Source organism: Nocardioides okcheonensis (assembly GCF_020991065.1).
Lineage (GTDB): Bacteria > Actinomycetota > Actinomycetes > Propionibacteriales > Nocardioidaceae > Nocardioides > Nocardioides okcheonensis.
The window spans coordinates 2,351,618-2,375,575 of sequence record NZ_CP087710.1 but is presented as its reverse complement, the minus strand read 5'-3'; the positions used below and the strand labels follow the sequence as shown (position 1 = coordinate 2,375,575).

Here is a 23,958-nt window from a genome sequence, read left to right as displayed (position 1 = left end):
GTGGTCCCATGGACGACTCGGCGGCCAAGACCAACCTCCACACCTACCTCCGGCACGAGCGCGAGGCCGTGCTCGCCAAGCTCGACGGCCTGTCGGACTACGACGTACGCCGTCCGCTGACCGCCTCCGGGACCAACCTGCTCGGTCTGGTCAAGCACCTGGCGACGTGGGAGGCGCGGTACCTCGGCGAGGTGTTCGCCCGGCCGTTCCCCGAGCCGCTGTCGCGGTGGGACGTCGAGGAGGAGCGGCTGGCCGACATGTGGGCCACCGAGCACGAGTCGCGCGCCGACGTCGTCGACCGCTACCGGCGCGTGTGGGCCCACGCCGACGCCACCATCGAGGCGCTCGACCTCACGTCGACCGGGCGCGTCGAGTGGTGGGGTGACGCGGAGGTCCCGCTGTTCAACGTGCTCGTCCACGTGCTCGCCGAGACCAGCAGACACGCCGGCCACGCCGACATCCTGCGCGAGGAGATCGACGGCGCGGTCGGCACCGACGCCGAGGCGATGGCGGCCGGCGGGCACGACGCCGCCTTCTGGGCCGAGCGGCGCGCCCGGATCGAGGCGGCCGCACGGTCCACGCGCTGACCGCCCGAGGGGCCGGAGCGTCCCTGGTGCCGGCACGACACGCCGTACGCCGCTCGCGACACGCCGCCGCACACCGCCCGGGTCGCCACGTCCCGGGCCGGTGCCGCGAACGGCTGACTTTTGCGGCGGCGTACGACAGGATTCCGTCCATGGCAACGGGGGAGAAGAAGCCGGCGCGCTCGCGCACGGTCCTGACCGACATCAGCTCGCGCGCGTGGGAGCACCCCGCCGACCGGGGCGCGCTGGTCGCGCTGCGGCGGCTCAAGGGCTTCGACGTGCTGCTCAAGACCATGTCCGGGGTGTTCCGCGAACGCGCGTGGCGGCTGACGCTGCTCGGCTCGGCGGTGCGCGTCGACGAGCGCCAGTTCGCCCGGCTGCACCGGCTGCTGGCCGAGGTGGGCCAGAGCCTGGACGCCACGGACCTGCCCGAGATGTACGTCCAGGCCGACCCGACGCTCAACGCCCAGACGATCGGGATGGACAAGCCGATCATCGTGCTGTCGTCCGGTCTGGTGCACCACCTCGACGACGACGAGCTGCGCTTCGTGATCGGCCACGAGCTCGGCCACGCGATCAGCGGGCACGCCGTCTACCGCACGCTGCTGCTGCGGCTGCTCGGGCTCGGCGGGCTCCTCAACGCGATCCCGGGCGGCGCCCTCGGCATCCGGATGGTGACCGTCGGGCTGCTCGAGTGGTCGCGCAAGGCCGAGCTGTCGGCCGACCGCGCGGGCCTGCTCGCCAGCCAGGACCCGACGGCCGCGCTGCGCACCCACATGAAGACCGCGAGCGGCGGCACCCTCGAGGAGCTCGACGTCACGTCGTTCCTCCAGCAGGGCGCGGAGTACGACGAGGGCGGCGACGTGCGCGAGTCCCTCATCAAGCTCTCGCTGCTCCAGCAGCAGAGCCACCCGTTCGCCGTCGTGCGGGCCACCGAGCTGCGCCGGTGGATCGACTCCGGCGCCTACACCGCGATCCTCGGCGGCGCCTACCCGCTCCGCAGCGAGGACGCGGACGCGTCCGTGAGCGCCGCCGCGCAGGAGGCGGCGGCCAGCTACTCGGACGTCTTCGAGCGCACCCAGGACACCCTCGGCAAGCTGGTCCACGACCTCGCCGGCTGGATGGGCACGGCCAGCGGCTGGCTGGGCGACCGGTTCCGCCGGGGCGGCGACACCGCCTGACGTCGGGACCAACGTCCCCGGTCCCGGGGACCAAGGTCCCGACCTGACCGCTTCGGCTCAGGCGCGCCGCCACCCGGACGATCTGTCACGCGACCGCCGGGGACGTCCCGGCCGCTCGTCCGGAAGGCGCTCCATGTCCGACTTCGACAGCCTCGCCGCTGCCACCCAGGCCGCCCGCACCGTGCGGCCGACGGGCGTGGAGCGGTCCTTCGGCCAGGACGAGGTGATCGTCACCAAGACCGACCTCAAGGGCCGCATCACCTACGCCAACGACGTGTTCTGCCGGGTGTCGGCGATCGAGGAGGGCGAGCTGCTCGGCCGCCCGCACAGCATCATCCGGCACCCCGAGATGCCCAAGGCGGTCTTCCAGCTGCTCTGGGACACCCTCAAGGACCGCCGCGAGCTGTTCGCGTACGTCGTGAACCTCGCCGGCGACGGCGCCCACTACTGGGTGCTCGCCCACGTCACCCCGAGCATCGGCCCCAACGGCGAGGTGCTCGGCTACCACTCCAACCGCCGGCTCCCCGACCCGCGCGCGATCCGGGAGATCGAGCCGATCTACCGCTCGCTGATCGCCGAGGAGCGCCGCCACGGTCGCGCCGCCGACGCGGCGCGCGCCGGCTGCGACCTGCTGCACCAGATGCTGGCCGAGCGCAGCACCGACTACGACCGGTTCGTCTGGTCCCTCACGAACGGAGCGGCGGCATGAGCTGGCTGCGAGCGGTGACGCCGGACACCCGCACCGACGAGGGCGAGGTCTACCGCGCGGTCGTGCAGGAGTGGCTCACGGCCTGCCAGGCCGCGGCCTCCGGCGACCTCGAGGCCCGGGCCATGTTCGTGCCGGGCAGCGAGGGCATGGAGGACGTCGCCGCGCTCCGCGCCGCGCTCAACCTCATCCTCGACCGCACCGACGCCTACGTCCGGGAGTCCGCGGCCTCGCTCGAGGCCGCCAGCGAGGGCCGGTTCCACCGTCGCTTCCTGCTGAGCGGCATGAGCGGGTCGTTCCGCACCGGGGCGACCACGATCAACCGGGCGACCGAGCACATGGCCGAGGCCCAGCACCACCTCGACATCGCCGCCGGCGCCCGCCAGGAGCTCGCGAACCGGCTCGAGGACACCGTGATGTCGGTGGCCGAGCAGGTGGCCGCGGCCGCCACCGAGCTCAGCGCGACCGCCGCGGGCCTCTCCGACTCCGCCCACCACGCGGTCACGCAGGCCGACGAGGCCGGCACCACCGGGCGTCGTCTCGACGGAGCGGCCCAGGAGATCCAGGACGTGGTCCGGGTGATCTCCCAGATCGCCGCCCAGACCCAGCTCCTCGCGCTCAACGCCACCATCGAGGCGGCCCGCGCGGGCGAGTCGGGCCGCGGCTTCGCCGTCGTCGCGACGGAGGTCAAGTCGCTCGCCGACACCACCGCCAAGTCGACCGAGCGCATCGTCGGGCAGGTGCAGACCATGCAGGAGGTGGTCAGCGCCAGCACGGTCGCGATGGGCAGCGTCGAGGGCACGGTCCGCGAGATGTCGCCGATGGTCGACGCCGTCCGCACGGCCGTCGACGGCGAGTTCCGCGGCGGCCTCGAGGGCTTCGACTCCCCGGTCAACGGGCTGGCCCAGATGGCCGAGCTGCTCCGCGAGGAGGTCGGCTCCTTCCTGGCGGTCATGCGCCAGCAGTGACGGGCCCAGCGCCCACCTGATCGTTCCGCGCCATCCCCCGTCGCGGACGTGCGAGGGCCCCGGACACCACCTGGTGTCCGGGGCCCTTCGTGTCGTGCGGTGCGCCGCTGCTCAGAAGACCCGTCGGCTGCTGCCACCGATCGGCACGAAGTTGAGCACCAGGCCGACCACGATGAGGATCAGTCCGATCGTGGTCAGGATGCTCTGCGGGAGCAGGATTCCGAGGATGAGCAGGATCAGTCCGAGGACAACCATGGTTTTTGCCTCCTTCAGCTGCGGCCCCGGGTGGGCAGCGGCCGGACCACTGTGCTCCGACGGCGCCCGCTTGGAAAGTCCGGCCCACTCCTGGGGGTGGGCCATCGCCGCGCGCGTCGCTCAGCCTCCCGCGACGGTCCCGCCTCCGCTGAGCACCACCCGGCGGCCGTCGAGCGGTCCCCGGCCGACCCGGCTGCGCAGGTCGAACCCGGCCTCCACGTCCCACGTGACCGGGAGGTCGACGTCGGTCGCCTCGAGGCGGACCGAGAACGACCCGGCGCCGCCGAGGCCCTCCTCGAACGGCGCCCCCTCGACGTCCGCACCCGCGACCCGCGCCGTGCCCTCGGCGAACGACGCGCGGTAGTCCGCACCCGCGGGGTCCGTGACGGTGGAGAGCGTGAGGTCGGGCGCGACCACGACGTGGGTCGAGCCCTCGTCGGACCATCCCACCCCGGGGAGGTACGGCAGGGTCCAGGCACGCACGGTGCAGGTCAGGTCGAGGTCGGCGCCGGGCGAGGCCTCCCAGCCCTGCGAGCAGTCCTGCGGCTCGCCGTCGGCCGCCGGTGCGTAGAGCTCCTCGGCGCCCCCGGCGTCGCGGCTGCCGTCGAGGCCGAGCACCTGCTCCAGGCCGTCGTAGGTCGCCGAGACGCCGTCGACCGCGGCCGTCCCGTCGATCGCCACCACCCGGCTGTCGGTCGCCGGCGTGGCGGCGTCGGTGATCGTCGTCAGCGGCGTCGCGTCGTCGCCGACGAGGACCGCGAGCTCGGTCTCCGCGTCGAAGCCGGTCACGCCGGAGGTCTGGTAGCGCTCGAGCGACCACGAGACCGGCACCAGCGCGCCGCCGTCCGGTGCGGTGAGCTCGCGGGACCCGGAGGTGATCTGCTCGACGGGCGCCCCGACGGTCACGGTGATGGTGCCGCTCGGCACCCGCACCTCGACGGCCGTCCCCGTCACGCCACCCGGTCCGGCGGCGGACTCGCCGGGCTCGAGGCTCGACGCGCCGTCGCCGCACGCCGTCAGCGCGCCGAGCAGGAGGACCGCGACCGCCGCGGCCGGCAGGGCGTGCGTGCGTCGGTCCGGCGCCGTCCGGGCCATCAGTGTCCGGCCTGCTTGAGCTCGTACATCTTCGCGAACTGGTCGCGCAGCAGCGCGTTGCCGGCTTCCTCGAGCCCACGCTCCACCGCGCCGCGGTCGCGGGCGGCCCACAGGTCGGGGTCGACGGTGACCACGAAGCGACGCAGCCCGACCGCGGTGATCGACACCCGTCCGTCGGCGGAGCCGCCCTCCACGAGGAGCGAGTCGCGCCGGTCGACGAACGTCTGGAGGTGGGGGTTGCGACTGCCGTCGATCGGGGTCACCACGTGACCGGTCACCATCTCGCGGTGGCGGTTGTAGGTCTGCGTGCGCTGCACGAGCGCGAGCCGGAAGGTCCGGGTGAGCTGGTCGGTGAAGTCGGTGAGGGTGCTGCGGTGGAACCACGTGTCGTCGCAGGTGAGCCGGACGTCGCGGTCGCCCTGCAGGGTGAGGTGGACGCAGCCGTTGGGTGAGGTGGCCCGCACCACGACGTCGTTCCAGCTCCGTCGGAACAGCTCGTGGCGGCTCACGCCTCGCCTCCCCACGTGCCGAGGCCCTCGTAGGCGCCCATGTGGTCGCGGTGCACGGACGTGAGCGTGGGCGGCGGCTGGCAGAACTCCGACCAGGCGCCGTCGATGACGCCGTTGTTGGTGTCGAGCTGCTCGGCGATCTTCTCCTCGGCGTCGCGGACGGCGGTCCGGACCTTGGAGACGCCGTCCATCAGGTCGGCGAGGACGTCGCGCGGGCAGCAGGTGGCGAACTTCTGCGAGTCGGTCCGGGCACCGGCGTAGAGGTCCATGCCGGTGCTCGCGACGGTCACCCCGGCGCCGACGGCGGTGAGGATGGACAACGAGGCGCCGGCGGTCGGGACCGCCGCGGCCACGGCCACGACGGCACCGACGACCTTGAGCGTGGTGGTGATGTCGCCGGCGCCGGTGTCGAACTCGTCGTCCGCCGCCTCGAGCGCCTCGTAGGCGGCCTCGCCGAGGTTCTTGAGGTCGTCGAGCGCGGCGGTCCAGATCGCGGCCTCTGCGTGCAGCAGCTGGCGCAGCACGCTGACCGCGGCGAACTGGTTGCTGATGCCGGTCTTCCAGCTCTGCGACCAGGTGAAGAACCCGTCGGCCGCCTGCCCGGTCCAGTCGTCGAGCTCGATGCCGGCGGTCGAGACCATGTCGAGGACGGAGTTGCCGTTGGCGGTCACCGGCTGGCCCGAGTCGTCGCTGGTGCTGGTGTCGAACCCGCCCGGGGCGAGCTTCTTCAGCGTCTCCAGCAGGGCGGTCGTGTAGTCGCCGAAGTCGGCAGGGTCGGGCACGTCGGTGAAGTCGTCGAAGCACGAGCCGAACTGCGACGGGTCCTCGGGGAAGCCGGAGCCCCACGACCCGGAGTCGTAGCGGGCCATCAGCTGGTCCTGGAGGGTGGCGAGCTCCTGTGGCGTGGTCACGTCAGTCCACCCGCGCCTTCTCGCGCTCGTACGCGTCGCGCGCCGCCTGGTCGGTGAGCTGGTAGTCCTCGGCCGCCCAGACGAGCGCGGTGCCGCAGTCGCGGATCGCGTCCTCGGAGTCGCGCAGCGCCCTGCGGATGCTGCCGCGCAGGTCCTCGAACCGGCCGCTGACGTCCACCCCGACGCCCGAGGACCTCGACAGCAGTCCGCTGAGCGAGCTCTCGACGCCGCCCCGGGCGCCGGCGAGCGTGTCGGCCACCTCCGGCATCCGCTTGGCGCCGGCGCGCCACACCCGTCCGACCTCGACCCCCAGTGCCTCGCCCATGCCTCGTCTCCCCCTCGTCGTCGCGTGTGCGGTGTGCCCCCTCCCTACCCGGTGGGGCGCACCGCAAACGCCGGGTCGCCCGTGGTCAGGAGCCGAGCGCCCGGATCGCCTCGTGGATGTCGAGGGTGCGCCGGGCCGACTCGACGTGGAGGTTCTCCACCATCTTGCCGTGGTAGGTCACCACACCGGCGCCCTTCCCGGCCTCCCAGGCAGCGATCAGGCCGCGGGCGCCCTCGACGGCCTGCTCGCTCGGGGCGAAGGCGGTGTTGGCGCCCTCGACCTGTCCGGGGTGGATGAGGGTCTTGCCGTCGAAGCCCATCTGGCGGCCCTGCTCGCACTCGGCGAGGAAGCCCTCCGCGTCCTTGACGTCGTTGTAGACGCCGTCGATGACCGCGAGGCCGGCGGCCCTGCCGGCGAGGAGCGCGGTGTGCAGGCTGGGCAGGATCGGCGCCCGGCCCGGGACGTGCTCGGCGTAGAGCTCCTTGACGAGGTCGTTGGTGCCGAGGACGAACGCGCCGAGCCGCTCGGAGGACCGCGCGATCGCGAGCGCGTCGAGGATCGCGCCGGGCGTCTCGACCATCGCCCACAGGCGGGTGTGGTCGGGGGCGCCGGCGCGCTCCATCGCGTCCACGAGCCGGTGCACCTCGTCGGCGCTGCCGACCTTCGGGACCACGATCGCGGCCGGTCCGGCCTGGCTGGCGGCGACGATGTCGGCGTCGTGCCACTCGGTGCCGATGCCGTTGACGCGGACGGTGACCGTGCGACGGCCGTAGTCGCCGCTGGCCGCCGCGGTCGCCGCAGCCTCGCGGGCGGCCGGCTTGGCGTCGGGGGCGACCGCGTCCTCGAGGTCGAGGATCAGGCCGTCGCAGGCGATCGACTTCGCCTTCTCCAGCGCCCGCTCGTTGGAGGCGGGCATGTAGAGGACGGAGCGGAGGGGGGTGAAGTCGCTCATCTCAGGCCCCCAGCTCGATGGCGTCGTACTGCTTCTTCAGCTCTGGGTCGATCGCGGCGAGCTCGTCGGCGAGCCGCACCATCACCTGGCACTGCTTGACCGAGGCGTCGTCCTCCATCTTCCCGTCGATCATGACCGCGCCGGTCCCGTCGCCCATCGCGGCGATCACGCGGCGGGCGTGGGCGACGTCCTCGACGCTGGGGGAGAAGACCCGGTTCGCGATGGCGATCTGGGCCGGGTGCAGCGACCAGGCGCCGACGCAGCCGAGCAGGAACGCGTTGCGGAACTGGTCCTCGCAGGCGACGGTGTCCTTGATGTCCCCGAACGGCCCGTAGTAGGGGTAGATCCCGTGCATCGCGCACGCGTCGACCATCCGCGCGATCGTGTAGTGCCACAGGTCCTGCTGGTACGTCGTGCGCTCGGCGTCGTACTGCGTCGCGCCGTCGACGCGCGGCGCGTCCTGGCGGACCAGGTAGCCGGGGTGGCCGCCGCCGACGCGGGTGGTCTTCATCCGGCGGTCCGCGGCGAGGTCGGCCGGGCCGAGGGACAGGCCCTGCATGCGCGGGCTGGCCGCGCAGATCTCCTCGATGTTGGCCACGCCGCGGGCGGTCTCGAGGATCGCGTGGACGAGGATCGGGCGCTCGAGGCCCGCCTTCGCCTCGAGCTGGGCGAGCAGCCGGTCGACGTAGTGGATGTCCTCGGCGCCCTGCACCTTCGGCACCATGATGACGTCGAGCTTGTCGCCGATCTCGGTCACGAGGGTGACCAGGTCGTCGAGGCCCCACGGGCTGTCGAGGGAGTTGACGCGGGTCCACAGCTGGGTGGGACCGAAGTCGGTGCTGCGGGCGATGTCGACCAGGCCCTGCCGGGACTTCTCCTTGTTCTCGGCCTTGACCGCGTCCTCGAGGTTGCCGAGCAGCACGTCGACCGTGCCGACCATGGCCGGCACCTTCGCCGCCATCTTCTCGTTGCCCGGGTCGAAGAAGTGGATCGCGCGGCTCGGGCGGGCCGGGATCTCCCGCAGCGGCGCGGGCGCCCCGACGGCGAGCGGGGCGAAGAAGTCCTTGGCGGTACGCGTCATGCGCGCAAACTACCGCCGCGTAGCCACGCGCGGATATGACGCATGTCTCGCCGTCGCTCCTCCTGGAGTCCCCGGATATCCGGGGACTCTCGTGCTGTGCACCCGAGATCTCGGGTGCACAGCACGAGGTCCGGGTGCGAGGTCCCGGCCCCTTCCCGTTGTCGGTGGTCACGGCCATGCTCGGGGGACACCACGACACGTCCACCACAGGGAGGCACCATGACCGGCACCGACCCGGAGCGCGACAACCTGCTGGCCACCCTCGCCGACCGTCGGGCCTTCCTGCGCGGCAGCGCCGAGGGACTGAGCGACGAGCAGGCACGCGCGACGCCGACGGTCAGCACGCTGAGCATCGGCGGGCTGGTCAAGCACGTGACCGCGACCGAGCGGCAGTGGATGCGGTTCGTCGAGCACGGGGCCGGGTCCGACGACGCCGACTACACCATCGACTGGGAGTCGCTCGACTGGTCAGACCCGTCGTCGATCCCGGAGTGGGTGCTGCGCCGGCGGGACGAGTTCGTGCTGCGCGAGGACCAGACCCTCGCCGGGCTGCTCGACGACTACGCCGCGTGCGCGCAGGAGACCGAGGCGCTGGTGCGCGGGCTCGACGACCTCGGCGTCAGCCACGAGCTCGCGCCGGCGCCGTGGAACGAGCCGGGCGCGGCGATGTCGGCCCGGCAGGTGCTGGCCCACCTGATCGGCGAGACCGCGCAGCACGCGGGCCACGCCGACCTCGTCCGCGAGACGATCGACGGCCGCAAGGCGATGGGCTGATCCTCAGCGCCCCCGACGCCGGCGCCACCACGACGGCCGGTCGGCTGCCTGCTCGGTCGCCGCAGCCCGTGCGGCCGCGCGCTGCGCCTCGACGCGGGCTTCACGTCGCTCGTGCCACGCGGCCACCTCGGCCTCGACGTCGCGCAGCGCGGTGACCACGGGCGGACCGCCCTCGAGCTGGCGCCGGGTCTCGACGATCCTCCGGTTGAAGTCGTCGAGCTCGCGGCGCACCTCGCGCTCGAGGGTGATCCTGTCCAGCCGGGCGTCGAGCTCGGCGTCCTCCTTGCGCAGCGCGATCGCCGGCGGCAGCAGGGCGATGTTCTCCCGCTCGACGAGCTTCTTCAGCCACCAGTCGGGGTCGTGCTCGACGCCGAGGTCCTCGATCGGCTTGCCCTGGCCGGGCAGGTCGTCGAACTCGCCGCGCTCCATCGCCAGCCGCACCTGCTGGTCGACCCAGCTGGCCTGGTGCTGGATGCGGGCTGCCGCGGCCGAGCGACCGGTGCGGTCGTCGCGCTCGGCCCCGCGGCGTACGGGCTCCACCCCACGGTCCTCGGGGGTCGGCTCCAGGTCTGACATGGGATCACCTCCGGTGCCCCCAGCCTAGGCGCCCGGGCCCACCCCGGGGCCCGCTCCGGACGTCGACGCCGACGGCCGGGGCCGGACCGGGGTCGGACCGGGGTCGATCCCGATGGTCCGCGGCGCCCGGGCGGCGCACGCTGGAGTCATGGAAACGATCCGCACCTCCCTCGCCCGCCAGGGCCTCGTCCGCTCGACCGACCGCGCGATCATCGGCGGCGTCTGCGCCGGGGTCGGCCGCCGCCTCGGGCTCACGCCGTGGGTGACCCGCGCGCTGTTCGTCCTCACGCTGTTCCTGGTCCCCGGCAGCCAGATCCTCGTCTACCCGCTGCTGTGGTTCCTGATGCCGTCGGAGGACAGCGTCGAGGCCGCGACCGCCCGCGCCTCCTTCGGCGCCCGATGACCCGGTGCCGGGCGTTCGGTCAGGCTCTCGCTGAACTTGTCAGGCCGTGCATGCCCTGACAAGTTCAGCGATCCCCGGTCAGCCGGGGATCGCTGAAGGAGCCGCCGGCGCGTCGCTGAAGGCGTGCTTCGGCGCGGCGAGGAGCGCGAGCGCGGCGAGGAACGCCGCGCCCGAGCAGACGGCCCAGACCGTGAGGTAGCCGCTGAGCGGGGCGACCTTCTCGGCCGTCGCGTCCAGCGAGCCGGTGGCGGTCAGCGCGATCGCGAAGATCGCCGAGGCGATGGCGCCGCCGACGGTCTTGGTGCCGTTGGTCATGCCGGTCGCGATGCCGGTGCGCTCCGGCGGTGCGGCGGCGGCTGCCGCGGCGGGGAGCGCGGCGACCAGTGCACCCGAGCCGAGGCCCGCGACGCCCATGTTGAGCAGCGCCTGCCAGGTCTCGTCGTGGAACGGGATCCAGAGCAGGTAGCCGACGCCCACCAGGACGCAGGCCACGACGAGCGCGCGACGTACGCCGCCGAGCAGCCGCGTCGTGAGCGGCAGCGTGAAGGCGCCGATCGCCAGCGTGACGACGTAGAGCCCGATCAGCGTGGAGATGAAGGCCGGCTCGGCGCCGAGGCCGTAGCCGCGCTCGGCGGGGTCGGCCTGCGCGTAGGTCGACAGCGGGATCTGCCCGCCGAGGACCGGGATGCCGAACAGGAACGCGGTGACCTGCACCGGCCACTGTGCGGGGCTGGACAGCAGTCGCACGTCGACGATCGGCTCGGGGTGGCGCTGCTCGAAGCGCCAGAACACCGCGAAGGCACCGACCGCGACGACGATGGTGAGCCAGCCGCGCAGCGAGCCGGGCCCGTCGAGGCGGAGCCAGACGAGCCCGCCCATCAGCACGCCGAGCGCGACGGTGACCAGCGCCAGGCCGGCCCAGTCGATGCCGCCGGAGTCCTCGCCCGGTGCCTGCTCGATGCCGACGAGGATGACGAAGAAGACGGCCGTGACGACGACGGCCGGGAGTGCGAGCAGGACGTTCATGTCGAGCGCGTCGACCAGCAGGCCGCTGGACAGGGCACCGATGATCACCGCGAGCTCGAGCGAGCCGACGAGGACCGCCGCGCCGCGCCGGGTCAGCAGCTCCTGGCGACCCGAGTCACGGGTGCGGCGGTGGATGATCGCGATCTCCAGCGGCAGCCACACGACGTAGGCGCCCTGGATCGCCCAGCCCAGCAGGAACGAGGTGAAGCCGGGCGCGAAGGCCAGCCACCACGACCCGAGGGCGGTCACGGCGGTCGAGACCAGCAGCACCTTCTTGTGCCCGACCAGGTCGCCGAGCCGCGCCAGGAGCGGGATGCAGAGCGCGCTGACGATGAGCTGCGCCGCCTCGAACCAGTTGATGTCGCCCTCGTGGATCGACAGGTGCTCGGCGATCTGCGGGTAGATCGGCGTGTAGTAGCCCTGCAGGATGCCGCTGGCGAGCTCGACCATCACCAGGAAGCCGACGATCGCGGCGAGGCCCTTCACGGCCGTCGGGGCGCTGGGGGTCGCGGTGCTCATGCGGGGAGCCTCTCGATCAGCAGGCCGTACCACCGGGCGCCGTCGACGAGGTCGGCGATGCCGATGTGCTCGTCGTAGGAGTGGATCGCCTGGCGCTGGGCCCTGGTCATCCGGAAGGGGGCGAAGCGGTAGACGTGCTCGCTGATCGCGGTGAAGTGCCGCGAGTCGGTGGCCGCCATCATCACGTACGGCGTCGCGACCGCCTCGGGGAACACCTCGCCGATGCAGGCCTCGAGCAGCTCGAACGGCTCGTCCATGGGCGAGATCGGCGACGCCTCGCCCGACTCGACCACGTCGATGCGGATCGAGTCGTCGGCGACCGCGCGCCGGACGTGCTCGACGACGCCCGCGACGGTGTCGCCGACCATGACCCGGATGTTGAGGCCCGCCCGGGCGGTCGAGGCGATCACGTTGAGCGCGGGGGAGCCGCTCAGCGTGGTCGTCGCGACCGTCGTGCGGGTCATCGCGGCGGCCTCCGGCCCGGCGGCCAGCAGCGCCCGCGTCACCACGGGTCCGAGCCGGTCGGCGCGTCCCAGCAGGGGGCCGAGGACCGGGCGCAGGGGGAGCGGCAGGTGGGGAGCGAGCCGCCTCATCAGCTCCAGCGTCGGGGCCGGCGCGCTGGCCGGGAACGGTGACCTCTCGACGTTGAGGATCGCCCGGGCGAGCCGCGCGGTCGGGCCGTTGCGGGCAGGGGTGGAGGCGTGGCCACCGCGGCCCTCGGCGACCAGCTCGAGGGAGGTGGTGCCCTTCTCGGTGACGCCGATGACGCCCAGCGGGGCCTTCACGCCGGGGAACGCGCCGCCGGCGATCGCTCCGCCCTCGTCGAGCACCAGCCAGGGCGTGACCCCGCGGCCGCGGAGCACCTCGACGGCCTCGACCGCCGCCGTGCCGCTGACCTCCTCGTCGCAGCCGAAGGACAGCCAGACGTCCTGCGCCGGCACGTGCCCGGCCTCGAGGAGCGTCTCGACGGCGTCGCAGATCGCGGCGACGCAGCCCTTGTCGTCGAGGGTGCCGCGGCCCCAGACCGCCGGGCCGCCGTCGGAGTCGTGGACCTCGCCGCCGAACGGGTCGTGGCGCCACGGCGCCTCGGGGTCGACCGGCACGACGTCGAGGTGGGCCATCAGCACCACCGGGCGTACGTCGCTGGCGCCGGCCCAGCGGAACAGCAGCCCGTGGGTGCCGACGCGGGTCAGCTCCAGCCGCCCGTGCAGCAGCGGGAACTGCGCGGCGAGCTCGACCAGCAGCCGGTCGAAGGCGTCGGTGTCGACGCGCGCGGGGTCGCGGTCGGAGACCGTCGGGATCCGGACGAGCGCCTGCAGGGCGGACACCACGCGGTCGGTCATGGGGTGACCGTAGTGCCCCGGGGATCGATGAGGGCGCTCTCACCGGGAACTCATGGAGGCGTCATGCGCCGCGACCAGAGTCGTCCTCGTCAGCCGGGAAGTCCCGGGTACCGAAACCGAAGGAGGCCGTCATGGCCCGCTCCGGAATCCTCACCGCCCTCGCGCCGGCCGTCCAGGCTCGTCGAGGCAGCTCCTCCAGCGACGACGGGCGCCGGCGTCGCCGCCGTCGTCGCCGCAACCGCAGCCGGTCGCGCTCGCGCACGAACTGACTGCGCCCCACCACGACGGGTGGGCGGCCTCCCCCGGCCGCCCGCCCGTCCTCCCGTCCCGCCCCTCCGCCGACCCCCCCGGGAGTGCCCGATGTCCCTCCGCAGCCGTCTCGACGGAGCCCTGCGCGCGGCCCCCGAGCAGTCGGCGCTCGTCGACGTCGCCGCCTCCCTGCGGCTCGTCGACATCGGCCGCCGGTTCTGGCCGCGGCTGCGCCCCCTGCGCGGCTGGCTGGTCGTCGGGCTGCTCCTCCTGGCGGCCGCTCCCGTCATCTCCGTCGCGGAGGCGATGCTCTACCAGCGCCTCGTCGACGACGTGCTCGTCCCCGCGGCGTTCGAGCCGCTGCTCGTCCTGGCCCTGCTCTACGTCGGGCTCAACCTCGCGAGCGGCGTCGTCTCGGGCGCCGACGACTACCTCGCGACGTACGTCTCGCAGCGCTTCCTCGTCGACCTGCGCCGCGACGTCTTCGCGCACGTGCTCTCCCTGCCGTCGACCACCCAGGACCGTCGTCGCCTGGGTGACACCCTCACCCGGCTGACCACCGACGTCGCCGCGGTCGAGCGGTTCATGGTGAGCCAGGTCAGCGAGGGCGTCGGCGCCCTGGTCCGCCTGGTCGTGCTGGTCGGCGCGCTCCTGTGGATGGACTGGCAGCTCGCGCTCGCCTCGCTCGTGGTGGCGCCGCTCTTCTGGTGGGCCTCGACCCGCTTCGCCCGGCTCACCCGGGACGTCTCCCGCGAGCGCCGCCGGCGCGGCGGCTCGCTCGGCAGCGTCACCGAGGAGGCGCTCGGCAACGCCGCGCTCGTGCAGTCCTACGGCCGCGAGGACCGTGCCGTCGCCGCCTACGACGGGCACAGCCGCGCGATCGCCGGCGCGGAGCTCGCTGCCAGCCGGATCCGGGCGCTCTTCCTGCCGCTCGTCGACCTCGCCGAGCTGCTCGGCGTCCTCGTCGTCGTCGGGCTCGGTGTCTGGTCGCTCACCACGGACCGCCTCACCCTCGGTGGCCTGCTCGCCTTCCTGGCCCTCCTCATGCAGTGCTTCGGCCCCGTCCGCACGCTCGCCGACCTGCTGCCCGACCTCTACTCCGCGAGCGCCGGCGTCGAGCGGGTCGTGGAGCTCCTCGACGAGCCCGCGGGCGGCGACCGCGCCGACGCCACCCCGCTGCCGCGCGGGCCGGGTGCGCTCTCCGTGCGGGAGGCGACGTACGCCTATCCCGGCACGTCGCGGCCGGCGCTCGACCGGCTCTCGCTCGAGGTCGCCGCCGGGGAGGTCGTCGCGGTCGTCGGGCCGAGCGGGTCCGGCAAGTCCACCCTCGGACGGTTGCTGTCGCGCCAGCTCGTGGCCGACTCGGGCGTCGTCGCGATCGACGGCCACGACGTCGCCAAGCGCACCGCCGCGTCGGTGCGCGACGTGGTGACCGTCGTCCACCAGGAGCAGCTGATGCTCGACGCGTCGGTGCACGACAACCTGGCGCTCGGGCGCCCCGACGCCACGCGCGCCGAGGTGCGCGCCGCCGCCCGCGACGCGGGGGCGCACGACTTCGTGGAGGCCCTGCCGCACGGCTACGACACCCGCATCGGCCAACGCGGGCGCAGCCTGTCCGGCGGCCAGCGGCAGCGGCTCGCGGTCGCGCGGGCGCTGCTGCGGCCGGGCCGGGTGCTCGTGCTCGACGAGCCGACGACCGGGCTCGACGCCGATGCCGCGCGGCGGCTGATGGAGGCGTTGACGACCGGTCCGCGGGACCGGACGATCCTCGTCCTCACCCACGACCCGCTCGTGCTCGAGCACGTCGACCGCGTCGTGCGGCTCGACCGCACGCTGCTGGAGGTTCCGGCGTGACCCGCAGGCGTACGCCCTCCGGCGACCTCCCGCCGGGCTACCGACCGCTCGCGCTGCTCGCCGACGGCCGACGGCTCGAGACGTGGGACGCCTTCGACGAGGCCCGCGGCACCCGCTGCGTGGTCAAGCTGCTGCGGGCCGAGCGGCGCCACGAGCCGCGCGTGCGGCAGGCGGTCCTGCTCGAGGGGCACCTCGCCACGACCCTCGCCCATCCGCACCTCGTGCGCGGCTACGACGTGCACGACGACCCGCCGGCCGTCGTGCTCGAGACCCTGCGCGGAGCGACCCTCGCCGCGCTGGTCGACGAGGAGCCGCTCGGGCTGGCCGACGTCGCCGAGCTCGGCTGCCAGCTGGCCTCGGTCCTCGGCTACCTCCACCGCCACGACTGGCTGCACCTCGACCTCAAGCCGGACAACGTCGTCGTCGACCACGGCAAGGCCGTCCTCATCGACCTCAGCCTCGCCGGCCGTCCCGGCGCGGGACGCCCGGGTGCGGGGACGCGCGGCTACCTCGCGCCCGAGCAGGCCACCGGCCGCGGCCTGTCGGCGGCCACGGACGTGTGGGGGCTCGGGATGACGCTGATCGAGGCGCTCGCCCGCACCGCGCCGTACGGCGACGAGGCCACCTGGGAGAGCCGCCGCCGGTGGCCGCTGGTCCACCGCCGGATGCCGCGCGCACCGGAGGGCCTCGACGACCTGCCCGAGGAGGTCCGCGCGCTGCTGGCCGCCTGCGTCAGCGTCGATCCGGCGGGGCGGCCGCTGCTCGCCGAGGTGCGGTCGGCCCTGGAGCCGCTGCGCTCACCAGCGACCCCGGTGGACGACGTCCTCGCGCCGCTCGCGCCTCGCCGGTGAGCCCGTCGTCGCGGTGTCCGCGACCCGGTGGCCGACGGTGACCGCACCGACCGGCGCGTGGTCCTCGGGAACGCCGAACGCCGCGCGGAACGACGTGAGGTGCTCGGCGGGGATCCCGAAGAAGCAGGCGCCGAGGCCCTCGTCGACCGCGGTCTGCAGGACGAGCAGGGCGGCCATGCCGGTGTCGACGAACCAGTACGGCACCGGCCAGCGCGCCTCGTCGCGGTCGGTCCAGCCCTTGTCGGGCTCGGCGTAGCGCTCGAGGTAGGCCGCCTTCGACGCCAGCGGCACGATCACCACCGGAGCGGTGCGCATCCCGTCGAGCCAGTCGTTGTGCCGGTCCGGGTCCGCGCCGGTCGACTCCCAGAACAGCGCGACGTCGTCCGGGGTGTCCAGCACCAGGAACGCCCAGCCCTGGGTGAAGCCGGCGTTGGGTGCGCGCTGGGCGTGCGCCAGCATCCGGTCGACGACGACCGGGTCGACCGGCTCGTCGGTGTAGCGACGCACCATCCGGCGCCGGCGGACGACCTCGCGGAACTCCATGCCCCGATCATGCCGAGTCGGCAGGGAGTTCGCGCCGAGTCGTCGGTGCGTCGAGGGAGCTCGCGCCGGGTCGGCGGTCTGGGATCCGAGACGACTTGCCGGGGGTGCTCGTTGACCGGCCCCGGCGCGACCGGTGGACTGGTCGCATGCCGAGCACCCGGGGTTTCGAGGAGATGTGGCGCGACCTCGCGCCCGTGGGCCGGTCCGGGGCGTCGGGCGGCTACTTCCGTCAGCCGTGGACCTCCGCGGAGGGTGAGCTGCGGGCGTGGTTCGAGGCGGAGTGCGCTGCGCGCGGGCTCACCGTCGAGACCGACGGGATCGGCAACCAGGTCGCCTGGTGGGAGCCGGCCGACGGCACCGGTGCGCCCGGGGTGCTCACCGGCTCGCACCTCGACTCGGTCCTCGACGGCGGCGCGTACGACGGCCCGCTGGGCGTCGCCTCGGCCCTGGCCGCGGTCGACGCGCTGCGCGACCGAGGGTTCGCACCGGCGCGCCCGCTCGGCCTCGGCGTCTTCGTCGAGGAGGAGGGCTCACGGTTCGGCCGGGCCTGCCTCGGCTCGCGGCTCGTCACCGGCGCCACCACGTGGGACCAGGCGCGCGAGCTGCGCGACCGGGACGGGGTGTTCCTCGCCGACGCGGTCGCCGCGTCCGGGCTCGACCCGTCCGCCGGGCTGCTCTCCCTGGACCGGGTCGGCACCTTCGTCGAGCTGCACGTCGAGCAGGGCCGCGACCTCGTCGACCGGGACGTCGCCGTCGGCCTCGCCAGCGAGATCTGGCCGCACGGACGCTGGCGCTTCGACTTCGCCGGCCAGGCCAACCACGCCGGGACGACCCGGATGGAGGACCGGCACGACCCGATGCTGACCTACGCGATGACCGCGCTGGCGGCCAACAAGCAGGCCCGCCTCTCCGCGCAGCGCGCGACCTTCGGCCGGGTCGCGGTCGAGCCCAACGGCACCAACGCCGTGCCGTCCCTCGTCACCGCCTGGCTCGACGCCCGCGCGTCCTCCGACGACGCCCTCGCCGAGCTGGTCGCCGCCATCGCGCGCCAGGCCGAGGACCGCGCCGGGCGCGACGGCACCGCCCTGACGGTGACCGCGGAGTCGGTGTCGGGCTCGGTCGCCTTCGACCCCGACCTGGCCGGGCGTCTCGCCGGCCTCCACGGCTGGCCCGTCATCGCGACCCAGGCCGGTCACGACGCCGGCATCCTGTCCGACGCCGGCATCCCGACCGCGATGGTCTTCGTCCGCAACCCGACCGGCGTCTCGCACTCGCCCGACGAGCACGCCGAGACCGCCGACTGCCTGGCCGGCGTCGACGCGCTCGCCGACGTGCTGGCCGAGCTGGCGGGCCCCGGGTTGCTCGCATGACGGCGTACCTCCTGGAGCGCGCGTGGGTCGACGGCGCGGTCCGCGACGACGTGCTGGTCGAGGTCGAGGACGGCCGCTTCACCTCCGTGGTGCCCGACAGCGACCCGCCGCGCGCGGTGCCGGTGCGCGGGCTGGTGGTGCCCGGCCTGGCCAACACCCACAGCCACGCCTTCCACCGCGCGCTGCGCGGTCGCACCCAGCGCGGGCGCGGCAGCTTCTGGACCTGGCGCGACCAGATGTACGCCGTCGCGGCCCCGCTCGACCCGGAGACGTACGTCGCGCTCGCGCGGGCCACCTACCGCGAGATGGCGGCGGCCGGGATCACGTGCGTCGGGGAGTTCCACTACCTGCACCACCAGCCCGACGGCACGCCCTACGCCGACCCCAACGAGATGGGTCACGCGCTCGTCCACGCCGCGCGCGAGGCCGGGATCCGGGTCACCCTGCTCGACACGCTCTACCTCTCCTCCGGCTTCGGCGCGCCGCCCGAGGGTGCACAGGTCCGCTACAGCGACGGGTCGGTCGACGCGTGGACCGCCCGGGCGGGCGCACTCGTCCCGGGACCGCACGCGCGCGTCGGGGCAGCCGTCCACTCCGTGCGGGCCGTGCCCGCGGACGACCTGGGAGCCGTGGCGGACCGGGTCGGTGAGCGGCCCTTCCACGTCCACCTCTCCGAGCAGGTCGCCGAGAACGACGGGTGCCGCGCGGCGTACGGCGTGACGCCCGCGCGGCTGCTCGACGACCACGGGCTGCTGCGGTCCACCACGTCGCTGGTGCACGCCACCCACCTCACCGACGACGACGTCGCGCTGATCGGGCGCGCCGGGGCGTACGCCTCGTTCTGCCCGACGACCGAGCGCGACCTCGGTGACGGCATCGGGCCCTCGCGGGCGCTCCACGACGCCGGCGCCCGGCTCACGCTGGGCTCCGACAGCCACGCGGTCGTCGACCTCTTCGAGGAGATGCGCGCGGTCGAGCTCGACGAGCGGCTGGCCACCCAGCGGCGCGGCCACTGGACCGCGGGCGAGCTGCTCGCCGCCGCGACCGTCGACGGGCACGCCTCCCTGGGCTGGGACGACGCGGGTGCGATCGCGGTCGGGCAGCGCGCCGACCTCGTCGTGCTCGACCCGGCGACGCCGCGCACGGCCGGCACCGGCCGCGACGAGAACACCGTCGTCTTCGCCGCCGTCGCCGAGGACGTGCGCCGGGTGATGGTCGACGGCCGCTGGGTCGTCGAGGACGGCGACCGCGCCGCGATCGGGCGCGAGCTCGACGAGGTCATCGAGAGGATCTGGGCATGACGACGACGGTCATCACGAACATCGCCGAGCTGGCCACCAACGACCAGGCCCGCGCCGAGGAGGGTGGTCTGCTCGGGCTGGTCCGCGACGCCGCGGTCGTGCTCGAGGGCGGGCGCGTGGCGTGGGTCGGCCCGGCCGCGCAGGCGCCCGCGGCCGACGTGCAGGTCGACGCGGGCGGGCGCGCGGTCGTCCCCGGCTTCGTCGACTCCCACAGCCACCTCGTCTTCGCCGGCGACCGCTCGGCGGAGTTCGAGGCCCGGATGACCGGCGAGCCCTACTCGGCCGGCGGCATCCGCACCACCGTCGCCCGCACCCGGGCCGCGACGGACGAGCAGCTCACCGCAGCAGTCGCGCGGCTGGTCGCGGAGATGCGGGCCCAGGGCACGACGACGGTGGAGATCAAGAGCGGCTACGGGTTGTCGGTCCACGACGAGGCGCGGAGCCTCGCGGTCGCGAGCCAGTTCACCGACGAGACCACCTTCCTCGGCGCCCACGTGGTGCCCGCCGGGACGACGCCCGAGGACTACGTCGAGCTGGTCACCGGCCCCATGCTCGCCGCCGCCGCGCCGCACGCCCGGTGGATCGACGTGTTCTGCGAGGACGGCGCCTTCGACGTCGACCAGGCACGCACCATCCTCGCCGCGGGGTCCGGCAGCGGCCTGCGCGGACGGCTCCACGCCAACCAGCTGACGTACGGCGGCGGGGTGCGGCTGGCCTGCGAGCTCGGCCTGGTCGCGGTCGACCACTGCACCTTCCTCGCCGACGCCGACGTGGCCGCCCTCGCCGACAGCGGCACCGTCGCGACCCTGCTGCCGGGCGTCGAGTTCTCCACCCGCCAGCCCTACCCCGACGCGCGCGGGCTCCTCGACGCCGGCGTCCGCGTCGCGCTCGCCAGCGACTGCAACCCGGGCTCCTGCTTCACCTCCTCGATGGCGCTCTGCATCGCGCTCGCGGTCCGGGAGATGCGGATGAGCCCGGCCGAGGCGCTGCACGCCGCCACCGCCACGGGTGCCGCCGCCCTCGACCGCGACGACGTCGGCGTGCTCGCCCCCGGCAAGGTCGCCGACCTCGTCCTGCTCGACGCGCCGTCGTACGTCCACCTCGCCTACCGCCCGGGCGTCCCGCTCGTGGCCGGGGTGTGGCAGTCCGGCCGCCCCGTCGTCTCCCGCTGACCCGGCCTGTCCACAGCCTCCCGCCCCCTCCCCCAGTAGTCCGCTGCGGTCGGCCGGTGTTCGGGGCCCGTCGACCGGCCGAACGCAGCGGACTACCCGGCGAGGCTGTGGAGACGGGCGGGCGCTACCTCAGACCGGTGCCGTACGCCCTCGACGCGCGCATCTGAGGTAGCCGGGCGCTCGCGGATAGGGCACCCGCCCGATGTCGCGGCCTACCTCACCGACGGACTCTCTTCCCACGGTCCAGCCAGGACCGTGGAGCAGAGGAGAAGGCCATGTTCACCACCGACAGCTTCCTGGGTGCCGAGATCGCCTACCGACAGGACAGGATCCGCAAGGACTACGGCGTGCGCCGCTGGACCCGGGTCCGGGCGAGCGACCCGACGACGAAGTGACCCGCAGCGCCGTCGAGCCGCAGATGTCGGACCTGCACGACACAATGTCGTGCGTGCCGGCGCTGCGGACCACCGACCTGATCGGACGCGATGCCGAGCTGGAGCAGCTGAGTGCCCAGCTCGGCATCCGTGCGTCCGGGGGTGACCCCACCGTCCGCGCGATGCTCGTGGCCGGCGAGGCGGGGGTCGGCAAGACCCGCGTGCTGATGTCGCTGCGCGACGCCGCCCTCGACGCCGGCTGGCAGGTCGTCGCGGGCCACTGCCTCGACCTCGCCGACAGCTCCCTGCCCTACCTCCCCTTCTCCGAGATCCTCGGCCGGGTGATGGCCGACGAGCCCGCGGTGGCCTCCCGCGTCCTCGACCAGCACCCCACCCTCGCGCGGCTCCAGCCCGGCCGCCGGGTCCGCAGCAGCGAGACCGCGTCGGGCGACCAGGCCCTCGACCGCGGCAACGTCTACGACGCGGTCAGCGACCTCCTCGCGGCGCTCGCCGAGCAGGCGCCGGTGCTCGTCGTCGTCGAGGACGCCCACTGGGCCGACGAGTCGACGCGCGACATGCTCAGCTTCCTCTTCTCCCGGCCGGTGCCCGGCGTCGCGCTCGTCGTGTCCTACCGCTCCGACGACCTCCACCGCCGCCACCCGCTGCGCCGCCAGGCCGCGGAGTGGATGCGGCTTCGCGGGGTCGACCGGCTGGCCCTCGAGCCGCTCCCCGACGACGACGTGCGCGAGCTGGTCCGGGCGCTGCGCCCCGGCACGTTCTCCGAGGCGGAGTACGTCTCCATCGTCGACCGCGCCGAGGGCAACCCGTTCTTCGTCGAGGAGCTCGTCGGCGCCGCCTGGTCGGGGTCGGTGCCGGGCGAGCTCGCCGACGTGCTGCTGGTCCACCTCGACCGGCTCGACGACACCACCCGCCAGGTCGTGCGGATCGTGTCGGTCGCCGGCCGCCAGGTCAGCCACGACCTCCTCGCCGCCGTCTCCGACCTGCCCACCGCCGAGCTCGAGGGGGCGCTCCGCTCGGCCGTCGAGGCCAACGTGCTGGTCGCCTCCCGCGGCGGCACCTACGCCTTCCGCCACGCGCTGCTCGGCGAGGCGGTCTACGACGACCTGCTGCCCGGCGAGCGGGCGCGGCTGCACGCAGACTTCGTCGCCGCGCTCGGCGAGGGCCGCGCGCGCGGCACCGCCGCCGAGCTCGCCCAGCACGCCCGCCGCGCCGACGACCCGCCCGGTCGCGATCCGCGCGCCGATCGAGGCGGGGAGGAGGCGATGGCGGTCGGCGGCCGGCCGAGGCAGCCACCCACTTCCTCGATGCCCTCGAGCTCGTCGACACCTCCCGCACCCCGCCCGCCGACCTCGACTCACTCGCCCTGGTCCGCCGCTGCGCCGAGGCGCTGGTCGCCTCCGGCCGGGTGCCGAAGGCGGTCAAGGTGCTGCGGGCGCGGCTCGCGACGCTGCCCGCCGGGGTCGCGCCCGTCGACCGCGGCCAGCTGCTCACCGCGCTCGCCTCCGCCCTGATGCTCACCGACACGACCGAGTCGCCCGGCGACGTCGCGGCCGAGGCCGTCGAGCTGCTCCGCGACGGGCCGCCCAAGCTGCTCGCCCGCGCCCTGTTCGTCCACGCCGAGACCCTCGGCAACTGGCACGCCGACGAGGCCCGCACCGCGGCGCTCGAGGCCCTCGAGCTCGCCGAGCGCAACGACCTGACCAGCCTGGCCGTCGAGCTCCACACCACCCTCGCCGGGCTCGACCCGGCCGGTGGTGCCGACGCGGGGGCCGGCTGGCGGGCCGCGGCCGAGCGGGCGCGGGCGGCCGGCCTCCTCGAGCCGGAGCTGCGCGCCCTCTACTTCCTCGGCCGGCTCCTCCACGACCGCGGCGACCTCGACGGCGCCTGCGACGTCTACCGCGAGCTGCTCGACCGCAGCGAGGTCGGCGGCCTGGCGTGGTCGCCGTTCCCGGCCGAGGCGCGGCTGATGATGGCCGTCGCGCTGACCCACCGCGGCCGGCTGAGCGACGCGTGGCGGCTGCTCGACGTCAGCGGCCAGCACCCGCCGGTCGTCTACGAGTGGCTCTACTTCGCCCAGCAGGTGCTGATCCAGTACGGCCTGCGCGCGAGGCCCCACAGCGACAACGCGCTCGCGCGCCTGCGCGACCACTGGGGCTCCGACGGCCTCACCGCGATCACGGCCGGCTCGGCCGAGATCCTCCAGGCGGCGGCAGCGGGCGACCCCGGGGCGGCGCTCGCCACCTACGACGACGTCGTGGCCAGCGTCGTGCCGCTGTGGCACGAGTGGTTCCAGGCGCGGCTGCGCCTCGCGACGCTGGTCGTCGGCTGCTTCGCGAGCGCCGCCGTGCACCGCTCGGCCGACGAGCGGGCCGCCGACCGGGCGGCGGTCGAGCGGCTGGTCTCCGACGGCGGCCGGGTGATGGACTTCTACGCCCGCTACGAGGCCAGCCGTGGCCCGGAGTACCGGATGTGGGTCGCCCGCCGCAGCGCCGAGCACCTGCGGTGGCGGTGGCTGGCGCAGGTCGACCCGCCGTCGGCCGACGAGCTGGTCGCCGCCTGGCGGGCGGCCGAGGAGGCGGCCGTCGCCTACGGCAGCGTGCCCGAGCTCGCGCAGGTCCGGGTCCGGCTCTCCGGGGTGCTGCGCGCCACGGGCGACACGGCGGGCGCCCGTACGGTCGGCGACCTCGCCGCGCGGCCGCCCAGGCGATGCGGGCCCGCCCGATGCTCGACGAGCTCACCGCGCTCGGGTCGGCGCCCGCGCCCGCGACCGCGGACGCGGCGTCCCTCACCCCGCGCGAGACCGAGATCCTCGCGCTGGTCGCCGAGGGCCGCAGCAACGGCGAGATCGGCAAGCAGCTGTTCATCAGCACCAAGACGGTGTCGGTGCACGTCTCGAACATCCTCGCCAAGCTCGACGCCGCGTCCCGCACCGAGGCCGCCGCCGTCGCCCGCCGCCGCGGCCTGCTCTGAGCCACGCCGCCGGCCCGGCCGTCCGGCGTCGCGGATCCACAGCCC

The 23,958-nt window shown here is 74.4% G+C and carries 25 protein-coding genes; 14 read left to right on the top strand and 11 right to left on the bottom strand.

Annotated features, from left to right (window positions below; genetic code table 11):
* The first annotated feature begins 8 nt into the window (after window positions 1-8).
* The 4 genes from LN652_RS11545 (at window position 9) to LN652_RS11530 (ending at window position 3,439) form a co-directional block, all read left to right on the top strand.
* The gene (locus LN652_RS11545; RefSeq protein ID WP_230440777.1) at window positions 9-587 is read left to right on the top strand and encodes a DinB family protein; all 579 of its coding nucleotides are present in this window, start codon (window positions 9-11) and stop codon (window positions 585-587) included.
* A gap of 149 nt (window positions 588-736) precedes the next feature.
* Entirely contained in the window at window positions 737-1,765 is a 1,029-nt protein-coding gene (locus tag LN652_RS11540; RefSeq protein ID WP_230440776.1) for a M48 family metallopeptidase, read from the top strand.
* 133 nt (window positions 1,766-1,898) lie between these two features.
* Complete coding sequence (locus tag LN652_RS11535; protein WP_230440775.1) at window positions 1,899-2,474, top strand: PAS domain-containing protein; 576 nt, start codon at window positions 1,899-1,901, stop codon at window positions 2,472-2,474.
* Window positions 2,471-3,439, top strand: coding sequence for a methyl-accepting chemotaxis protein (locus LN652_RS11530; RefSeq protein ID WP_230440774.1), 969 nt, complete (start codon window positions 2,471-2,473; stop codon window positions 3,437-3,439). The genes LN652_RS11535 and LN652_RS11530 overlap by 4 nt, the downstream gene beginning before the upstream one ends.
* Before the next feature lie 111 nt (window positions 3,440-3,550).
* On the opposite strand, the gene LN652_RS11525 is transcribed toward LN652_RS11530, so the two are convergent.
* From LN652_RS11525 to LN652_RS11495, 7 genes are all read right to left on the bottom strand, one after another.
* On the bottom strand, window positions 3,551-3,694 hold the full coding sequence (locus tag LN652_RS11525; RefSeq protein ID WP_230440773.1) for a hypothetical protein: 144 nt from the start codon (window positions 3,692-3,694) through the stop codon (window positions 3,551-3,553).
* A 120-nt stretch (window positions 3,695-3,814) separates the two neighbouring features.
* Window positions 3,815-4,789: a hypothetical protein gene (locus LN652_RS11520; protein ID WP_230440772.1), complete on the bottom strand. Its 975-nt coding sequence runs from the start codon at window positions 4,787-4,789 to the stop codon at window positions 3,815-3,817.
* Window positions 4,789-5,298 carry a hypothetical protein gene (locus LN652_RS11515; protein ID WP_230440771.1) on the bottom strand — a complete coding sequence of 170 codons (510 nt, stop codon included), beginning with the start codon at window positions 5,296-5,298 and terminating at the stop codon, window positions 4,789-4,791. The genes LN652_RS11520 and LN652_RS11515 overlap by 1 nt, the downstream gene beginning before the upstream one ends.
* A complete protein-coding gene (locus tag LN652_RS11510) occupies window positions 5,295-6,209 on the bottom strand; it encodes a hypothetical protein (RefSeq protein WP_230440770.1) in 915 nt (304 codons plus the stop codon). The genes LN652_RS11515 and LN652_RS11510 overlap by 4 nt, the downstream gene beginning before the upstream one ends.
* Window position 6,210: 1 nt before the next feature.
* Window positions 6,211-6,534, bottom strand: a complete 324-nt coding sequence (locus LN652_RS11505) for a hypothetical protein (RefSeq protein WP_230440769.1) — start codon at window positions 6,532-6,534, stop codon at window positions 6,211-6,213.
* 85 nt (window positions 6,535-6,619) lie between these two features.
* Window positions 6,620-7,486 carry an HpcH/HpaI aldolase/citrate lyase family protein gene (locus LN652_RS11500; protein WP_230440768.1) on the bottom strand — a complete coding sequence of 289 codons (867 nt, stop codon included), beginning with the start codon at window positions 7,484-7,486 and terminating at the stop codon, window positions 6,620-6,622.
* A 1-nt stretch (window position 7,487) separates the two neighbouring features.
* Complete coding sequence (locus tag LN652_RS11495) at window positions 7,488-8,567, bottom strand: HpcH/HpaI aldolase/citrate lyase family protein (RefSeq protein WP_230440767.1); 1,080 nt, start codon at window positions 8,565-8,567, stop codon at window positions 7,488-7,490.
* A gap of 219 nt (window positions 8,568-8,786) precedes the next feature.
* On the opposite strand from LN652_RS11495, the gene LN652_RS11490 reads away from it, so the two are divergent.
* Window positions 8,787-9,341, top strand: a complete 555-nt coding sequence (locus tag LN652_RS11490) for a DinB family protein (protein ID WP_230440766.1) — start codon at window positions 8,787-8,789, stop codon at window positions 9,339-9,341.
* 3 nt (window positions 9,342-9,344) lie between these two features.
* On the opposite strand, the gene LN652_RS11485 is transcribed toward LN652_RS11490, so the two are convergent.
* On the bottom strand, window positions 9,345-9,917 hold the full coding sequence (locus LN652_RS11485; RefSeq protein ID WP_230440765.1) for a DnaJ family domain-containing protein: 573 nt from the start codon (window positions 9,915-9,917) through the stop codon (window positions 9,345-9,347).
* A 148-nt stretch (window positions 9,918-10,065) separates the two neighbouring features.
* Here LN652_RS11485 and LN652_RS11480 point away from each other — a divergent pair, with 148 nt between their 5' ends.
* Entirely contained in the window at window positions 10,066-10,320 is a 255-nt protein-coding gene (locus LN652_RS11480) for a PspC domain-containing protein (protein WP_230440764.1), read from the top strand.
* A 78-nt stretch (window positions 10,321-10,398) separates the two neighbouring features.
* Here LN652_RS11480 and LN652_RS11475 read toward each other — a convergent pair whose 3' ends face one another.
* Window positions 10,399-11,865 carry an MFS transporter gene (locus LN652_RS11475; RefSeq protein WP_230440763.1) on the bottom strand — a complete coding sequence of 489 codons (1,467 nt, stop codon included), beginning with the start codon at window positions 11,863-11,865 and terminating at the stop codon, window positions 10,399-10,401.
* Window positions 11,862-13,208, bottom strand: a complete 1,347-nt coding sequence (locus LN652_RS11470) for a M20/M25/M40 family metallo-hydrolase (RefSeq protein ID WP_230440762.1) — start codon at window positions 13,206-13,208, stop codon at window positions 11,862-11,864. Before LN652_RS11470 ends, LN652_RS11475 begins: the two co-directional genes overlap by 4 nt.
* A gap of 131 nt (window positions 13,209-13,339) precedes the next feature.
* On the opposite strand from LN652_RS11470, the gene LN652_RS11465 reads away from it, so the two are divergent.
* From LN652_RS11465 to LN652_RS11455, 3 genes are all read left to right on the top strand, one after another.
* Window positions 13,340-13,477 (top strand): hypothetical protein, encoded by a 138-nt coding sequence (locus LN652_RS11465; RefSeq protein ID WP_230440761.1) that lies wholly within the window; start codon window positions 13,340-13,342, stop codon window positions 13,475-13,477.
* A gap of 91 nt (window positions 13,478-13,568) precedes the next feature.
* Window positions 13,569-15,311, top strand: a complete 1,743-nt coding sequence (locus LN652_RS11460) for an ABC transporter ATP-binding protein (RefSeq protein WP_230440760.1) — start codon at window positions 13,569-13,571, stop codon at window positions 15,309-15,311.
* Window positions 15,308-16,162 (top strand): serine/threonine-protein kinase, encoded by an 855-nt coding sequence (locus LN652_RS11455; RefSeq protein WP_230440759.1) that lies wholly within the window; start codon window positions 15,308-15,310, stop codon window positions 16,160-16,162. Before LN652_RS11460 ends, LN652_RS11455 begins: the two co-directional genes overlap by 4 nt.
* Here LN652_RS11455 and LN652_RS11450 read toward each other — a convergent pair.
* A complete protein-coding gene (locus LN652_RS11450; RefSeq protein WP_230440758.1) occupies window positions 16,109-16,705 on the bottom strand; it encodes a nitroreductase family protein in 597 nt (198 codons plus the stop codon). The genes LN652_RS11455 and LN652_RS11450 overlap by 54 nt on opposite strands.
* Window positions 16,706-16,851: 146 nt before the next feature.
* Between LN652_RS11450 and LN652_RS11445 the strand changes: the two genes are divergently transcribed.
* From LN652_RS11445 to LN652_RS11425, 5 genes are all read left to right on the top strand, one after another.
* Window positions 16,852-18,075, top strand: a complete 1,224-nt coding sequence (locus LN652_RS11445; protein WP_230440757.1) for an allantoate amidohydrolase — start codon at window positions 16,852-16,854, stop codon at window positions 18,073-18,075.
* A complete protein-coding gene (locus LN652_RS11440) occupies window positions 18,072-19,376 on the top strand; it encodes a formimidoylglutamate deiminase (protein WP_230440756.1) in 1,305 nt (434 codons plus the stop codon). The genes LN652_RS11445 and LN652_RS11440 overlap by 4 nt, the downstream gene beginning before the upstream one ends.
* A complete protein-coding gene (hutI, locus tag LN652_RS11435) occupies window positions 19,373-20,548 on the top strand; it encodes an imidazolonepropionase (RefSeq protein ID WP_230440755.1) in 1,176 nt (391 codons plus the stop codon). The genes LN652_RS11440 and hutI overlap by 4 nt, the downstream gene beginning before the upstream one ends.
* 418 nt (window positions 20,549-20,966) lie before the next feature.
* On the top strand, window positions 20,967-22,454 hold the full coding sequence (locus LN652_RS11430; RefSeq protein WP_230440754.1) for an ATP-binding protein: 1,488 nt from the start codon (window positions 20,967-20,969) through the stop codon (window positions 22,452-22,454).
* 1,195 nt (window positions 22,455-23,649) lie between these two features.
* Window positions 23,650-23,913 carry a response regulator transcription factor gene (locus LN652_RS11425; protein ID WP_329958493.1) on the top strand — a complete coding sequence of 88 codons (264 nt, stop codon included), beginning with the start codon at window positions 23,650-23,652 and terminating at the stop codon, window positions 23,911-23,913.
* Window positions 23,914-23,958: the final 45 nt, after the last annotated feature.

Bases quoted from the DNA above. Each gene is read 5' to 3' on its own strand.
- LN652_RS11545 (WP_230440777.1), top strand. From the start codon at position 9: ATGGACGACTCGGCGGCCAAGACCAACCTCCACACCTACCTCCGGCAC.
- LN652_RS11540 (WP_230440776.1), top strand. From the start codon at position 737: ATGGCAACGGGGGAGAAGAAGCCGGCGCGCTCGCGCACGGTCCTGACC.
- LN652_RS11535 (WP_230440775.1), top strand. From the start codon at position 1,899: ATGTCCGACTTCGACAGCCTCGCCGCTGCCACCCAGGCCGCCCGCACC.
- LN652_RS11530 (WP_230440774.1), top strand. From the start codon at position 2,471: ATGAGCTGGCTGCGAGCGGTGACGCCGGACACCCGCACCGACGAGGGC.
- LN652_RS11525 (WP_230440773.1), bottom strand. From the start codon at position 3,694: ATGGTTGTCCTCGGACTGATCCTGCTCATCCTCGGAATCCTGCTCCCG.
- LN652_RS11520 (WP_230440772.1), bottom strand. From the start codon at position 4,789: ATGGCCCGGACGGCGCCGGACCGACGCACGCACGCCCTGCCGGCCGCG.
- LN652_RS11505 (WP_230440769.1), bottom strand. From the start codon at position 6,534: ATGGGCGAGGCACTGGGGGTCGAGGTCGGACGGGTGTGGCGCGCCGGC.
- LN652_RS11500 (WP_230440768.1), bottom strand. From the start codon at position 7,486: ATGAGCGACTTCACCCCCCTCCGCTCCGTCCTCTACATGCCCGCCTCC.
- LN652_RS11495 (WP_230440767.1), bottom strand. From the start codon at position 8,567: ATGACGCGTACCGCCAAGGACTTCTTCGCCCCGCTCGCCGTCGGGGCG.
- LN652_RS11490 (WP_230440766.1), top strand. From the start codon at position 8,787: ATGACCGGCACCGACCCGGAGCGCGACAACCTGCTGGCCACCCTCGCC.
- LN652_RS11485 (WP_230440765.1), bottom strand. From the start codon at position 9,917: ATGTCAGACCTGGAGCCGACCCCCGAGGACCGTGGGGTGGAGCCCGTA.
- LN652_RS11480 (WP_230440764.1), top strand. From the start codon at position 10,066: ATGGAAACGATCCGCACCTCCCTCGCCCGCCAGGGCCTCGTCCGCTCG.
- LN652_RS11475 (WP_230440763.1), bottom strand. From the start codon at position 11,865: ATGAGCACCGCGACCCCCAGCGCCCCGACGGCCGTGAAGGGCCTCGCC.
- LN652_RS11470 (WP_230440762.1), bottom strand. From the start codon at position 13,208: ATGACCGACCGCGTGGTGTCCGCCCTGCAGGCGCTCGTCCGGATCCCG.
- LN652_RS11465 (WP_230440761.1), top strand. From the start codon at position 13,340: ATGGCCCGCTCCGGAATCCTCACCGCCCTCGCGCCGGCCGTCCAGGCT.
- LN652_RS11460 (WP_230440760.1), top strand. From the start codon at position 13,569: ATGTCCCTCCGCAGCCGTCTCGACGGAGCCCTGCGCGCGGCCCCCGAG.
- LN652_RS11450 (WP_230440758.1), bottom strand. From the start codon at position 16,705: ATGGAGTTCCGCGAGGTCGTCCGCCGGCGCCGGATGGTGCGTCGCTAC.
- LN652_RS11445 (WP_230440757.1), top strand. From the start codon at position 16,852: ATGCCGAGCACCCGGGGTTTCGAGGAGATGTGGCGCGACCTCGCGCCC.
- LN652_RS11440 (WP_230440756.1), top strand. From the start codon at position 18,072: ATGACGGCGTACCTCCTGGAGCGCGCGTGGGTCGACGGCGCGGTCCGC.
- hutI (WP_230440755.1), top strand. From the start codon at position 19,373: ATGACGACGACGGTCATCACGAACATCGCCGAGCTGGCCACCAACGAC.
- LN652_RS11430 (WP_230440754.1), top strand. From the start codon at position 20,967: ATGTCGGACCTGCACGACACAATGTCGTGCGTGCCGGCGCTGCGGACC.
- LN652_RS11425 (WP_329958493.1), top strand. From the start codon at position 23,650: ATGCGGGCCCGCCCGATGCTCGACGAGCTCACCGCGCTCGGGTCGGCG.